The sequence below is a fragment of the Allobosea sp. 05L423 genome (genome assembly GCF_056397745.1).
The window spans coordinates 108,603-122,579 of the sequence record NZ_JBFTOA010000015.1; the positions used below are offsets into that span (position 1 = coordinate 108,603).

The following is a 13,977-nucleotide window of genomic DNA, read 5'->3' on the forward strand; positions in this document are numbered from 1 at the left end:
TGGGATGGGCGAGCCCTGATGGCACACGCTTCGAACGCTGCCGGCGGCCAGCACATGGGGAATGCGGACGACATCATTCCGCGCGACATCCGCTTCGGAATTCTGGAGAACGCCCAGCGGCACTGGCTGGAAGACGACATTATCAAGACGGTGCTGATCGACGGCCTGTCGATCTTCCTGCCTGAGGGCGAGCGCTTCTTCATTCGGTCGCTGAAGCACTACGGCCCCAAGCTTCAGGATCGCGAACTCGCCGCCGAGATCAACGGCTATTCCGTGCAGGAAGCCTACCACACGCGCGAGCACGAGGAATACAACCGGGCCATGACGAAGCTCGGTTACGATGTCGAGAAGATGGAAAAGCCGATCCGCCAGGGCTTCGAGATCGTCAAGAATCCGCTGCATCGGCTGTCGATCACCTGTGCGATCGAGCACATGACCGCGACGCTGTCGACACTGACGCTGCGCCATCCCGAACTGATGGACAAGGCCGCTCCGGCCTATCGGCGCCTATGGATGTGGCACGCGCTCGAAGAACTGGAGCACAAGGCCGTGGCGCTCGACGTGCTCAAGGCCGCGACGCCGGACATGTCGGGCTGGCGGCGCTATATGGTCCGCGTCTTGGGAATGAACGGGACGCTCTTCCCCTTCCTCATCCTCTTCCTGCGCAATGTCCCGATTTATGCGAAGACCGACGGGGTCAAGACCGGCTTGCGCTTCTGGCTGCGCTTCTTCTGGGTGACGATGATCTATCCCGGCTACTGGCGACGCTGCCTGCCGAATGTGCTGCGCTACTACCTGCCGGGCTTCGACCCGCGCAACAGCGACGATCAGGAGTTGATGCGCAAAGGACGGGACTGGCTGGCAGCCAATCTCCCGCCGCCACCCGGCACCACCGCCTCCCAACCTAGCGCCTGAGGCATCGCGCCCATGGCTAGCCCTGCTTTCTCCGGCCTGCTTGAAGCCATCGATCGGGGCGCTTTTCCCAAGACGCGCAAATTGCTGTGGCGCACGCTCTACAACATGCTGTCGCGGCGATGGCGCGACGACGATTGGCGGTTCATGAACTACGGCTTTCTGCCGTCGGGCCCCGCCTTTCCGATCGGCCAGGACGACGAAGCCGACCGCCCCTTCATCGGGCTCTACGCACAAGCGGTCGCCGGACTGCCACTCAAGGGCGCACGTGTTCTCGAAATCGGCTCCGGCCGCGGGGGCGGTGCCCGCTATATCGCGCGCTACCACGCGCCTACCTCGGTCATCGGGGTCGACTACTCGTCCGCGACCGTGCGGCTGGCGCGCCGTCTGAATAAGGACACCGCCAATCTGAGCTTCGAGGTCGGCGATGCGGAGAAGCTGCCTTTCGCCGATGCCTCGATAGACGTCGTGGTCAATATCGAATCCTCGCATTGCTACGGCGATGTCGCGGCGTTTGCGCGGGAGGTTGAGCGTGTGCTGGCGCCTGGCGGCTGGTTCACATTCGCCGATATGCGCGGCAAGAACGCCCTTCCCCAGCTGCGGCAGCAGCTGGCGATACCCGGCATGGCTCTGCAGAGCGAAACGGACCTGTCGAAAGGCGTGATCGCCGCACTCGACGCAGCGGAGCTACGCAAGCGGACACGCATCGCTAAGATACGCTTCATGCGCGGCTTTGTCGCGGAGTTCGCCGGTGCACAGGGTTCTGTGCTCTATCGGGAAATGAGCGAAGGCGGTGTCGTCTACATCGCGCAATGCTACCAGAAGAGTGCCTCTGCCGTCTCCCAATCTTCGGCCGAGCCTTTGGGGTAACGCATGGGGCTCCGCAGCGCGACTTGAAGTGAAGTCGAACTCATTGCGACTTCACAGAGCCGGGCCCCGCAGCCTCTGATTTCGGTTCGGAATCCTCGAAGCTTTTCAACGTGTCGTCGTAGCGCGGATGCAGCGTTCCCATCAGGCGATCCCAGAACGAGAAGGTGTGCCCGTAGTTGAACCTGAACGAGCCGTGATGCTGATCGTGGAACACGGTGCTGGCAAGCGGCCATGGTGAACGGCCAGCCGGGGAGGCGAAATGCTCGAAGCCGGCATGGCCCAGCATCCCGCTCACCTGATCGTAGATCTTCTGCAGCACGAGCATCTGCCACGGGATGGGCAGGACGAAGACGATGATCGCGTAATAGGCCTGGTTGAGGAGCGCTTCGCCAAAGCTCTCGTGATGGTTGCTCCAGACCGTTGGCGCCACGCTCTTATGGTGAAGTGCGTGAAAGCGATAGAAGGGCCGGCTGTGTAGCAGCCGATGAACCCAATAAAACCAAGCGTCATAAAGAATAACCGACACCAGCAGTGTCAAAGGCCCCGTCCACCATGTGAGTTCCAACGGAACAAGCGACCAGCCTTGCCGCTGTGCGAAGAGACCGAACGCGAAACAAGCCGACAAGGTGAGGATCGAAATCGGAGCCTGCCGCAATTCCTTCCATTTGCGGCGGTTGAGCCGGTTCTTCTGAATGCGGCGTTCGGGGTGGCGGGCGTTCATGATCTCGAAGAAGAGGCCGGTCAGCAGCATCACCAGAACGATGGCGCCCGCCACGAGACCAAGAAGATATAGAAAGTCGATCAGCAGCGTCACGGTCCAACCAATCTTCGGGCCTCGGCCTCTCCGGGTTACGGATGCGCCTGTATCGCAGCGCCATCGTCCAGATAAAGCAGACGATCCTCATGATTGGTGGGATCGAGCAGGCTTTCGTCCGAAACGGGAACAACTTCCGCATCGTAGCCGAGGCATTGGAGCACGGGATAGGGTCCGCGCAGCAACGCGAGCAAGGCTTGTGGATCGCGACAACGCCCGGGGTTGAACTCAAGCACGATGCGCGGCCGCCAACGGGCGATGGTCTGACCCAGCCCGACAACGATGTCCTCCTCCGCCCCTTCGGCATCGATCTTGAGGAAATCGACGCGCGGAAACTCCCCGAGCAACGCGTCGAGGCTGCGGATGGGCACAGCGACCAACGCGGCATCATCATGCTCGGCGGCAGCACCAACGAGCATCGCGTTCTTTGGCTCGCCCGCGGGCACGAAAAGGCGCCCCTCTCCCTCGTTCGCGCCGGCAGCGGCGGCCATGACGGTGCTGCGGCCGGCAAAGCCGTTGAGCTCGAGGGTTCGCCGGAGCATCTCGACGACCGGCGGATTCGGCTCGACCGCCATCAAGCGACCGGTCGGGCCGACGAGATCGCTCATCAGCAGCGAATAATAGCCGAAATTCGCGCCCACATCGGCGACGTGCATTCCAGGCTCGACTAGACGGGCGATGAATTGCGTCAGCCACATCTCCCAATAGCCGTCGAGCATCACATGCGCAGCAAAGCCTCGATCGCGCGTATCGAGAAACGCCTTGTATCGCCCCAAAATGCGCGAGAGGACGACATGTTCGCCGAGATAGGCGGTTTGCGTCGCCGCACGGCAGAGGCATTCAGTGTGATAACGATCCGGTCCCCGCAGTTCGTCCAGGGACAGGATGCTCCCGGGAACGATCGGCTTCGGCATTGGCAGATCGACCGGGAGCGGCATCTTCTTGTTCCTGATCAACCTGTCTGCTCCAACCGCCATCCCGACGCGCGCCCACCAATTCGCCGGCTTGTCCGTGCTGCCCACTAGGTAGCGATACCCCGTTCAACCAACAAGCGCACGACACGGTCGGCGAGCTCGTCGGCCTCATACCGGCTGCTGTCAAGAACGAGATCCGGCGCGGCAGGACGCTCGTAGCTTGAACTTATGCCGGTGAAGTTTCGAATCTCGCCACGCCGCGCCTTGGCGTAGAGCCCCTTCGGGTCGCGACGCTCACAGGTCTCGAGAGGAACATCGACGAAGAGCTCGAGGAAGGGTGTGCCTTCAAGACGCTCGCGAACCATCGCCCGGTCGGCGGCAAAGGGCGAGATGAAGCTGCACAACACGATCAGGCCTGCATCGACCATCAGCCCCGCGACCTCCGCGACGCGCCGTAGGTTTTCGACGCGATCCCCTTCGGTGAAGCCCAGATCGCGGTTCAACCCGAGTCGAATATTGTCACCGTCCAGCAGCATCGTCAGCTTGCGCCTGGCGTGCAGCTTGCGTTCGAGGGCATCGGCGATAGTCGATTTGCCGGCCCCGGACAGTCCCGTAAACCAGAGGATCGCGCCCTTCTGGTCAAGCAGGCCCTCGCGTGCGCGCCGGTCGACCGTCAATTTCTGGGCGAACACATTGCTTCCGCGATCAAGGGCGTTCCGGACCATGCCGGCGGCGACTGTCTCGCCGCTCACCCGGTCGATCAACAGAAAGCTGCCAGTGGCGCGGCAACGTTCGTAGCTATCGAAAGCGATCGTTCCGAGCGTCGCAAGGTGGCAGATCGCGATGTCATGGCGCGTGATTTCGGTTGCCGCCACCCGGAGCCCGCTGACGATGTCGAGCTTGCCTCTGATCGCCGTCACGGTGACAGGGCTGACGCAAGTCCCAAGACGCAGCTCATAGTCGCGGCCGGCGAATAGCGGCCGTTCGCCGAACCAGATCACATGCGCTGAAAAATGATTGGAGCAGGCGGGAGCATCGGCATCCGTATGCAGCAGATCACCGCGCCCGAGATCGGTTTCCGGGGTCAACGCGACGGCCACGGCAGCCCCGGGACCAGCCCGGTCGATCGGCCCTTCGACGCCAACCAGTCGTTCGACGGCGGCTTCGGCCCCACCAACTGCGACTCGGACCCGCTCGCCCAGCGACAGGGTCCCCGTTGCTACCGTACCCATGTAGAGGCGCATGCCCTCCGACGTGCGGCAGACACCCTGGATCGGCAGGCGCAAGCCGGCTTTGCTGTCGGCCGGCGCGATTTCGACGCGTTCAAGATGCTCCAGGAGCGTGGCTCCTGCGTACCAATCCAAAGATCCGCTCGCGACGACGACGTTGTCGCCGTGACGAGCGGATATCGGGATCGCGACGACATCAAGTTTCAACTGTGCGGCGACCGGCGCGAACGTTTCGCAGATGCGACGAAAATGCTCTTGTGAGAACCCGACGGCGTCCATCTTGTTCACGGCGAGAACCACGTGCCGGATGCCGAGAATGCTACAGATGGCGGCATGCCGGAAAGTCTGCTGCTGCAGTCCGCGAATGGCATCGACCAGAATGATCCCGACCTCGCATTGCGAAGCCCCGGTGGCCATGTTGGCGGTATATTGCTCGTGGCCCGGCGTATCGGCGATGATGAAATCCCGGCGCGCCGTCGACATGTAGCGATAGGCGACGTCGATCGTGATGTTGCGCTCGCGCTCGGCCTCGAGCCCGTCCGTCAACAGGGAATAGTCGACCTCTCCGTCGCTCGTCCCGTAGCGACGCGAATCCGCCGCAAGCGCCGCCAGTTGGTCCTCGGGGACCGCCCCAGCTTCAAAAAGCAGTCGTCCGATGAGAGTGGATTTCCCGTCGTCGACGGCACCGCATGTCAGAACGCGCAAAGCCGGCGGACGTTCGCTGGGCCTTGCCGCTTCGGGCGAGCCGAAGAACGCCTGATAGGATGCAGAAATGGGATTCAAAAATAGCCCTCCCGCTTCTTCGCCTCCATCGATGCGGCGCCGGCACCATCGATCAGCCGCCCATGCCGCTCGGAGGTGCTGGTCGCTGCGAGCTCAGCCACGACCTCCGCGACCGTCGCGGCCTCGGACTCCACTGCCCCGCAGAGGGGATAGCAACCTAGCGACCGGAAGCGCACCGATCGCAATGTAGCTGTCTCGCCGGATTGAAACGGAAAGCGGTCGTCATCGACGACGATCAGGGCTTCGCCACGCAGCACAACCTGCCGGGGCCTCGCAAGATAGAGCGGAACGATCGGAATGCCCTCGGCAAGCGTGTAGCGCCAGACGTCGCGCTCGCTCCAGTTCGACAACGGAAAGACGCGCATCGTCTCCCCAGCGCGCAGATGCGGGTTCGCCAAACGCCAGAATTCCGGCCGTTGGCTGCGCGGCTCCCAACCATGCTGGGGGCTGCGCAAGGAAAACATGCGCTCCTTTGCGCGGCTCTTCTCTTCGTCCCGCCGTGCCCCGCCGATCGCGACGTCGAAGCCGCCAAGCTCCAACGCTTGCTTGAGCGCGTCGGTCTTCATGATCCGGGTATAGGCGTTGGCGTCGGCGGTGAATGGCGTGATCCCGCGCGCCAGCCCTTCTTGATTGACATGCACCCGTAGATCAAAACCCAACGCATGCGCCAGGCGATCGCGAAACGCGATCATCTCGCGGAATTTCCACGTCGTGTCGATGTGCAGGAGCGGGAACGGTGGCTTCGCCGGCCAGAACGCCTTGGCGGCCAAATGGGCGAGAACCGTCGAATCCTTGCCTATCGAATAGAGCATGACGGGACGTCGAAACAGCGCAGCGGTCTCCCTCAGCAGGAAGATCGCCTCCTCCTCCAGCCTCCTGAGATGACTCACGTTTCGCTTCGCCCAGTCGCTGCGTTGCCGATATCCGGCAACGCCAATCCACGATTTCGCTGCATCACGGGCCGACAGGCCCCCTGTTTACTTGAACCCGGCGGCGATGCTGGCGCCCTGCACCACGGGCGACGTCAGGCTCTGAAAGATGGAGAGAGCCTTTTGCACATCCGTCAGCGACGCATTGGAAACGTAGAGGATGTCGCCTCGCTGCATGCGCAGGCCTTGCGCCACAAACAGACCGTTCGGATCGCGCAGGTTCACGCGATAAATCACCGGGACCGAGCGGCCGTAGCCAAGAAGAGGGCTGTCCGGCTTGATCCGCCGCAACACTTCAGAGGATTCAAACCGGTACAGGAACACACCTTCGGGATCCGCTCGGAAGTCCAGCAGGCCGCCTGCCTTGGCCATTGCCTGCGCCAGGTTCATGGCGTCGGCGTCGAAGGGGATCTCCGCATTGCGGCCGGTCGCACCGGCCGCGATAAAGGTTCGCGGATTGCGCACGAGCGTCAGTGTATCGCCGCCGCGCAGATAAATGTTCTCGCGAGGATTGTTGACGATCGCGATCATCGGCACGGCAAGGGTTCGCGAACCGCGCGTAAGCCGCACCTCCGTCTCGTTGACAGGTGCACGGATGCCTCCGGCAGCGGCGATGACCTCGAGGACACGATCACCTTTGTTAGACAGCGGAATGCGGCCGCCCGATGCGACCTCTCCCGTGACAGCGACCGTGCTGCTGACCGGCCGGCTGATCGTCACCAGAATCTGAGGCTGGATCGCCTTGCCTGCGAGCCGCTCCTCGATCGTCGCCTGGACCTCGGCCGCCGTTTTGCCGGCTACACCAATGCGCCCGGCATAGGGAACCGATATCGTGCCGTCACGAGCGACGGCTTGCTCCGGGATCGTCGCGGTTCGAGAACCAGGCGTGAAGCGGTCCGTCGTAAGCGGCGCGGAAAAGAGGCCGCCCGCGCCAGCCTCCCAAATCGTTACGGCAATAAAATCACCGATTCCAATTCGCGATTCGACCGCGCCGCTACGATCTCCAAAACTACCGCTGAAGCTATCGACGGTGCGCGCGTTGAGGACGGAGAGCGACGCCGGGGCCAAATCAATCAGCTCGAAGCCGAAACTCGTGTTATCCGCGGGCTGAGCAACAATATCGGCAGTGGATGGACCACTCGCGGGAAGATTGGAACAGCCCGCCAATGCCATGACGGACAGAATCGCTACTAGGCCAACCCGCACTGATCCAATCTCCTAAGCCACCGGGCGAATACCATCGATCTTCCCGCTTGAGAACGGCGTCGCCTTCTGCGGGCACATTCCCTTTGGGAGTGTGGCCTCTGCGCATCTCCGATCAGTTACGAAGGCAGCGGCTTTAGCTAATATGATTACTAAAATGCCAAAGAACGAACCCAGAGGCAGATCGCGGGCTGCCCAAGCAGAATTACCCCCGCCCCCCCGATTTGGGGGAGATGCTTTCCCTCTGGGCGGAGGCACTCTGCAATACCGCGCTTGGCCAAACGCTCCTGCCAATGACGGCCTTCTATCAGCGTCACCTAACCTTGATGCTATGTTCGCGCACCCCGGCTAGAAGCAGCCATCCGACGAAGAAGAGCATCAGGCTACCGGCAAAGGTCAGGAGCACGCTCCGGAGGCGGCGAGGCTGTTCGGCATAGTCAGCGACATGCGGTTCCACCACGCGTTCGAGATAGAGTTGTTGGCGACGCGCTTCGTTGCGCGCCACCTCCAGACCGGTTACGGCCGATGCCAAGGCCTTGACGGCGAATTCACGCTGCAGGCTCAGCCGCTCATAACCGGCGATCTTCTCGGCCAAGCCGTCGGAAGCATTCGAGACCCGCTGACGCTCGAGGGTAATTTGGCCTTCAAGAGCAGCGATGCGCCGCTGCAAGCCGGGAATCTGCGGGGAGTTCGGCGAGGAGGCCTGAACCTCCCGAAGCTGCGCCGTCACGACCGCAAGCTCGGCGGAGAGGCGCCCGATCAGTTCCGCCACAATTAGCGAACTCTTCGACGGATCGAGCATCAATTCGCGGTTTCGGAATTCGGTGATCGCTATTTGGGTCTCGACCAGCCGCTCCTCGCCGCGTTTCACTTCTGCCTCGGCGAAGCGAATGGCATCGGCGCGAATCCGCTCGTTCATCCGATTGACCAAGGTCTCGCCGAGGCCGAGCAGCGTCCGGTTGATTTCGAGCGAATCCTCCGGCCGGAAGGTATCAACTTTCAACGTCGTGAGGCCGGTGGTCGCACCATGGACGACGCTGACGCGCGACTTGTAATATTGATATAGCTCTTCTTCGGTAGACCCATAAATCGGGTTCGGATATCGAGCGATGAAATCCGCGCCTGAGCGATTGAACATCTCGCGCAGCGGCAGGCGTTGCGCGAGGGCAGCGACCGCATCGCGTGACAGCAGGTATTCCTGCACCGAATAGCTGTCGTCCTGCGAGCGCGAAATACCGACGATTTGCAGCAGGCCTCCGAGCCCACCCGACAGGGGTGATTTCGCGGAGCGAACGACAAAAGTCGACTCAGACACAAATCGATCGGAGGCGATGAAGCCGAAATAGAGCGCGGAAATCGCCGTCGGCAGCACCACGACGAGCAGGAATGCAGTTTTGCTCCAGCTGAGGCGGGGCGCGGCGGGATAACGGCGTACCCGTGCGTCGGTCACTGCGCCATCCCCGTCTGCCCCGCCGGGCATGGGCAGGCCGAATCGCTTGGCTGCGAGCGGTCGCACCGCATGCGCGATCGGCCGCAACCGCCGGGAGATCTTCTCGAAGCGTTGCCTCATCTCGACATCGTATCGCCTTGGCAAAGCCGCACAATACTGCGGCCGGAAGCATCAGTTCGGCATTCCTATCCAGAAGTCCGCCTGCTATCTAGCGTTCTTCGCACAGAGATCAGAAAACGATGTCACAAGGCGTCATGCCGGATCAGGTCACGGAGTATGTCGAACTCGTCCCCCTGCGGGCGGAGGAGGTCGATCTGCACGTGCCTGTCGCAAGCAGGCATCCGAGTTGGCTGATCTGGCTGCGCTGCCACACCCTGCTGCTCATCACCTTCGTTCTGCCCAGCGTCGTGGCCGTGCTCTTCTATGGCCTGATTGCAGCCGACCGATACTCGTCGGAGGCGCAGTTCGTCGTTCGGAGCCCGAGCCGAACAGGGATCGATCAGATCACGAGCGCGATTCCGACGACCACCGGAACGGAGCGTGCTTCGGACGAGGCCAGTGCCGTTCACCAGTTTGTCCGCTCGCGCGATGCCGTAGAGTTGCTCGTGCGAGAGGCTGATCTGCGGGCCATTCTGTCGCGGCCCGAGAGCGATCCCGTCTGGCGCTTCCCCGGCTGGTTCTCGAAAGATCTGCGCGAAAAGCTGTTCGATCGCTATCTCGACTTCGTTTCGATCAAGCAGGACAGCGGGACTGGGATCAGTACGCTCACGGTGCAGAGCTTCCGGCCGGAGGATTCGGTCAAGATCGCCCAAACCCTGCTTGAGGGCTCCGAGGCTCTGATCAATCGACTGAACGAACGCGCCCGCCGCGACACCATCCGGGCGGCGGAAGCCGAAGTCGAGTCCGCGAAGTCGCGCGCGTTCCAACGGCGGGAGGAGCTCACGGTATTCCGCACCCGCGCCGGCACGGTCGATCCCGCCAAATCCTCGCAAAACCTGCTGGAAACGATCGGCAAACTATCTTTCGAAGCCGCGCAGGCCAACGCTCAACTCGCCGAGGCGCTGCGGAATTCGCCGCAGGGACCGCAGGTTACGAATCTGCGCAACCGAATACAGTCAGTCGAGCAGCAAATTGTCGAAGAGAAACGCCAGATCGGCGGTTCGGCACAGGCGCTGGCGCCCGTTATCGCTGATTACGAGCGCCTCGTTCTGGAGCGCGAGTTTGCCGACCGGGCGCTCGCCTCGGCCCTCGCTTCCCTCGAGAATGCGCGCATCGAGTCCCAGCGGCAGCAGCTTTATCTCGAACGCGTCGTCGAGCCGCATGCCGCCGACTACCCGAGCCAGCCGAAGCGTCTGCTCTGGATCGGTATCGTCATGGCGTTGAGCTTTTCCGTCTACTCAATCTGCCGTTCGCTGATCGAAAATATCCGCGCGCACGAGCCGTGATATGAACGTTTTGCACGCAGGCCAGACTCGGTCCGACTCCGCCCAGGGTTCACGCCCGGAGCGCGCCGTGCGCGCAGATGGAGTGATCAAGGAATTCCATACCGAACATGGCCCGCGCCGCGTCCTGGACGGGATCTCATTCAGCATCGGCATCGGTGAGCGCATGGCCATCCTCGGCCGCAACGGCGCTGGCAAATCGACGCTAATCAAGATTCTGGCCGGCGTGGAGCGGCCAACCTATGGGAAGGTCCATCGGGGCCTCAACATGTCCTGGCCCCTCGCGCTCGGCGGTGGTTTCGAAGGGCAGATGACCGGCTACGACACATGCCGCTTCATCTCGACGCTTTACGGCGCGCCGCTCAAAGAGACCGTCGAGTATGTCGCGGATTTCACCGAGTTGGGGAGCCAGCTCTTCACCCAGGTTCGCTTCTATTCGGACGGCATGCGCGCGCGCCTGGCCTTCGCGCTGTCCCTCGCGATCGACTTCGAATGCTACCTCATCGACGAGGTCATCCTGGTTGGCGATAGGCGCTTCCAGCAGCGTTGCCATGACGAACTCCTGGTCAAGCGCAAAGACCGGGCGATGCTGATGGCGATCCACTCCATGGAGTTCGCCAAGGAATTTTGCAGCTCGGCCCTGGTCCTCAAGCAAGGTCGCGGGCGTGTGTTCTATGATCTTGATCTGGCGTGCTCGATTTATGCGACATTGTGAGCGAGGTAGGGCGGTGTTCTGTCGTGGAGTGATCCTTCCGGCATGTTGATCGTCGCTCTAGGCATACCAAGCGCCTTTGCCGCTTGGGGGTTTGAGGTGGTCCGCCATCTCGCGCAATCTGCCCATCCCGATCTGCAGATGCGCTGGATCGATCGGACCGATACTTTCGGCCCCGATAGCGCGGCGCAGACGCTCATCTGCTCGCAATTTCCGTCGCGGTCCTTGCGGCAGGCCTTGCCGATGCATCAGGCTCCCATGATCGTCTTCACGACGACCGGCATCGACGCAGTCGCCCACCAGCGGCAGGTCCAGCCGGGGCTGCTCGAGGCTGTGCGGACGATCGGCGCCAGCGTCGCATTGATCGGGGATTGCCAGCCGCAAAAGCGGGCACTGCTTCTCGATGCGACCACCGCGCCATCGGCCGGGATCACGATCCAAGCCATCGCGCACCATATCGGCTGCGGCATCCCGGCCGATGCCGTCGATGCGGTACAGGCGTCTGTCGGACCGATGCCTCAACAGACGGCATCCGCCTTCACGGAAGCGGAAGAAGGCATCGTCACGCTCGTCCTCGAGAACAGCATCGCGCATCTGCGTGACGCTGGCGTCCCGCTCAGATCGATCTGGCCCCATCGCGTCTTCTTTTCAGGGGATCGCCCGAACGAAGAAGCTCCGCTCGTCATGGATGCCACGGGTGGGTCGCGTGTCCTGTACTACGGGCCCTACTTTCATCTCGCCGAAGGGCGCTGGCGGGCCAAGCTGACGCTCGGCTTCACCAAGGAAGCCGTCGGGCTGCCGCTCAAGATGGCAGCCTTTGGACCAGGCTTGCTGGGCGAGGCACGGCTGCGGCCCCGTCAGGAAGGCATTTTCGCGGCGCAGTTCAGCTTCCTCGTCAGCGAGCCGGAAAATCCAGTGGAGTTCCATGTCCGGACCGAGGAAGGCGCCATCGAAGGACGCATTGCGCTCGGCCAGGTGGAACTCAGCCATCTCGGCCATGTGCAGCAGGCTTCGTGAGCGCCGGCAACGCTCCGAAAGAAGGGACCATGCATCGCGATCGGATCGACCTCGCGCCCTTCGATCACCCGCTTCGCCCCGCGAAGGCCGGCCTTGGCTGACGTCGTCTACCGCTCACCGCACCTGCTCGTGAAAGTCGCGCATCGAGGCGGCACCTGCTGTGTCGTGACCTTCGATTCCTATACCGATACGACAAACCTCGATCGCCCGGCATTCGGCGAAGGTTTCTTCGCGGACCACCAAGTCTCGGCGGTTCATGTCGTGAATGGCCGCAATCGCTGGTATCACGAACCCGATTGGCGCGAGGCAATTGCCGCGGCGCGCGCTGCGGCCGAAGGCTACGCGCGGATCGTCAGCTATGGCTCCAGCATGGGCGGCTATGCCGCGCTGCGCTTTGCCGACCGCGTCGGAGCGGCGACCGCGCTGGTGCTCTCACCGCAATACAGCCGGGATCCTCGCAAGGCGCCCTTTGAGAAGCGCTGGCGCAGGCATCGCCGCGAAAAATGGCTACCCGAACTGTCCGGCCCCCTGCCCTCGGATGTGCCGGCCATCGTCGCCTACGATCCCGCCATGCGCGCCGAACGGCTGCATCTGGAACGCATCGCAAGCGAAATGCAGGTCGACAGCCTTCCCCTGCCCCATGCCGGCCACGCCAGTGCGTCCTTCTTGTCCGAGTGCGGGCTCCTGACGGAGTTCGTCCTGTCTGTCGTGAGCGGCACGGTCGATCTGGCGGCCGCGCGCCGGCTCGCCCGCGCGCGGCGGAAGCGCTCGCTACACTATCTGATGACCCTCTCCTATGCGGCTATCGGAAGAGGCAAGCAGCAATGGGCGCTGGCCTTGGCACATAAGGCAACGCTGATGGCGCCGCAGTCGGAACTCGCCTGGCATTATCTCGGCTATCTCCTGTCGCGCCTCGGCCGACATGATGAGGCCGTCGCAGCCCATCGCCGCTCGGCCGAGCTCGCCCCGGACGCAAGCGCGATCCAGCTGAGCTTCGCTGCCGCGCAGCGCCGGGTCCGCGATTACGACGGCGCCCTGCGCACCCTGCTCCCACTCTCGGACAAGCAAATGCCGGACCGGCATCGGCGCAAGGTCGCGAGCATGATCTGGCTCACCCGCGCTCTGCGGCGCGTAGCGCTAGCCCGTCAGAGCATTTTCTTTCGAATGCGATGAAACGCTGCTCTCCTTCCCAACGAGGAAGCGCGTGGCGAGCACGCAGGCCGTTAGGAGTCGTGCTCGTTGCGGAAAACACCTGTATCAGTATCGATCCCGACTTCCGCTGTTTGATCCGAGACCGTTTGCTGGACCGCCGGAGGCTGGAGTTTCCGGCCTTCGATCACGGCGGTGAGCCGGGTGTCCCGCCGGGATTTTGCAGCAGGATCGGTGGCTTGTTGCCGATGGCCCCGTGCGGCCGATCCTCGTTGTAGTATCTGACCCAAGCCTCCATCTTTTCGGCCGCATCTGCAAGCGTCAGGAACCAGTGCGTGTTCAGGCACTCGCTGCGGAARCGSCCRTTGAASGCYTCGATGAAGGCATTGTCGGTCGGCTTKCCYGGGCGGGAGAAGTCGAGCGTGACGCCCTTGGCGTAGGCCCACAGGTCGAGGTCGCGGCTGACGAACTCGGAACCCTGATCGACACGGATCGTCTTCGGATAGCCAAGTTTCGCGCAGAGCCTTTCCAGCGTGGCGACGACGTCCTCGGC

At 62.7% G+C, this 13,977-nt stretch carries 13 protein-coding genes; 6 read left to right on the top strand and 7 right to left on the bottom strand.

Features of this window, described 5'->3' with window-relative positions; all coding sequences use genetic code 11:
• The first annotated feature begins 18 nt into the window (after positions 1-18).
• Entirely contained in the window at positions 19-915 is an 897-nt protein-coding gene (locus AC1DNE_RS23945) for a metal-dependent hydrolase (protein WP_476841233.1), read from the top strand.
• A gap of 81 nt (positions 916-996) precedes the next feature.
• The gene (locus AC1DNE_RS23950) at positions 997-1,782 is read left to right on the top strand and encodes a class I SAM-dependent methyltransferase (protein ID WP_476841234.1); all 786 of its coding nucleotides are present in this window, start codon (positions 997-999) and stop codon (positions 1,780-1,782) included.
• Positions 1,783-1,822: 40 nt separating this feature from the next.
• Here the strand turns inward: AC1DNE_RS23950 and AC1DNE_RS23955 are convergent, their stop codons facing one another.
• The 6 genes from AC1DNE_RS23955 to AC1DNE_RS23980 all read right to left on the bottom strand — a co-directional run bounded on the left by AC1DNE_RS23955 (position 1,823) and on the right by AC1DNE_RS23980 (position 9,224).
• Positions 1,823-2,596, bottom strand: coding sequence for a sterol desaturase family protein (locus AC1DNE_RS23955; protein WP_476841235.1), 774 nt, complete (start codon positions 2,594-2,596; stop codon positions 1,823-1,825).
• A 35-nt stretch (positions 2,597-2,631) separates the two neighbouring features.
• Positions 2,632-3,534, bottom strand: a complete 903-nt coding sequence (locus AC1DNE_RS23960) for an FkbM family methyltransferase (RefSeq protein ID WP_476841236.1) — start codon at positions 3,532-3,534, stop codon at positions 2,632-2,634.
• Between the two features lie 83 nt (positions 3,535-3,617).
• On the bottom strand, positions 3,618-5,522 hold the full coding sequence (gene cysC / locus AC1DNE_RS23965; protein ID WP_476841237.1) for an adenylyl-sulfate kinase: 1,905 nt from the start codon (positions 5,520-5,522) through the stop codon (positions 3,618-3,620).
• Positions 5,519-6,412, bottom strand: coding sequence for a sulfate adenylyltransferase subunit CysD (gene cysD / locus AC1DNE_RS23970; RefSeq protein WP_476841238.1), 894 nt, complete (start codon positions 6,410-6,412; stop codon positions 5,519-5,521). The genes cysC and cysD overlap by 4 nt, the downstream gene beginning before the upstream one ends.
• An 87-nt stretch (positions 6,413-6,499) precedes the next feature.
• Positions 6,500-7,624, bottom strand: a complete 1,125-nt coding sequence (locus AC1DNE_RS23975) for a polysaccharide biosynthesis/export family protein (protein ID WP_476841239.1) — start codon at positions 7,622-7,624, stop codon at positions 6,500-6,502.
• A 343-nt stretch (positions 7,625-7,967) separates the two neighbouring features.
• A complete protein-coding gene (locus AC1DNE_RS23980) occupies positions 7,968-9,224 on the bottom strand; it encodes a KpsE/RkpR family capsule polysaccharide export protein (protein ID WP_476841240.1) in 1,257 nt (418 codons plus the stop codon).
• A gap of 134 nt (positions 9,225-9,358) precedes the next feature.
• On the opposite strand from AC1DNE_RS23980, the gene AC1DNE_RS23985 reads away from it, so the two are divergent.
• The 4 genes from AC1DNE_RS23985 to AC1DNE_RS24000 all read left to right on the top strand — a co-directional run bounded on the left by AC1DNE_RS23985 (position 9,359) and on the right by AC1DNE_RS24000 (position 13,448).
• Positions 9,359-10,549, top strand: coding sequence for a KpsE/RkpR family capsule polysaccharide export protein (locus AC1DNE_RS23985; protein WP_476841241.1), 1,191 nt, complete (start codon positions 9,359-9,361; stop codon positions 10,547-10,549).
• Between the two features lie 82 nt (positions 10,550-10,631).
• The gene (locus tag AC1DNE_RS23990) at positions 10,632-11,261 is read left to right on the top strand and encodes an ABC transporter ATP-binding protein (RefSeq protein ID WP_476841242.1); all 630 of its coding nucleotides are present in this window, start codon (positions 10,632-10,634) and stop codon (positions 11,259-11,261) included.
• A 96-nt stretch (positions 11,262-11,357) separates the two neighbouring features.
• Positions 11,358-12,275, top strand: coding sequence for a hypothetical protein (locus AC1DNE_RS23995; RefSeq protein WP_476841243.1), 918 nt, complete (start codon positions 11,358-11,360; stop codon positions 12,273-12,275).
• Between the two features lie 93 nt (positions 12,276-12,368).
• Positions 12,369-13,448: a hypothetical protein gene (locus AC1DNE_RS24000; RefSeq protein ID WP_476841244.1), complete on the top strand. Its 1,080-nt coding sequence runs from the start codon at positions 12,369-12,371 to the stop codon at positions 13,446-13,448.
• 163 nt (positions 13,449-13,611) lie between these two features.
• Here the strand turns inward: AC1DNE_RS24000 and AC1DNE_RS24005 are convergent.
• Positions 13,612-13,977, bottom strand: a 366-nt coding sequence (locus AC1DNE_RS24005; protein ID WP_476841245.1) for an integrase core domain-containing protein, incomplete at its 5' end; no start/stop codon positions are given.

Excerpts from the sequence above, each read along its gene's own strand:
- AC1DNE_RS23945 (WP_476841233.1), top strand. The coding sequence starts at position 19 with ATGGCACACGCTTCGAACGCTGCCGGCGGCCAGCACATGGGGAATGCG.
- AC1DNE_RS23960 (WP_476841236.1), bottom strand. The coding sequence starts at position 3,534 with ATGCCGCTCCCGGTCGATCTGCCAATGCCGAAGCCGATCGTTCCCGGG.
- AC1DNE_RS23975 (WP_476841239.1), bottom strand. The coding sequence starts at position 7,624 with ATGGCATTGGCGGGCTGTTCCAATCTTCCCGCGAGTGGTCCATCCACT.
- AC1DNE_RS23980 (WP_476841240.1), bottom strand. The coding sequence starts at position 9,224 with ATGAGGCAACGCTTCGAGAAGATCTCCCGGCGGTTGCGGCCGATCGCG.
- AC1DNE_RS23985 (WP_476841241.1), top strand. The coding sequence starts at position 9,359 with ATGCCGGATCAGGTCACGGAGTATGTCGAACTCGTCCCCCTGCGGGCG.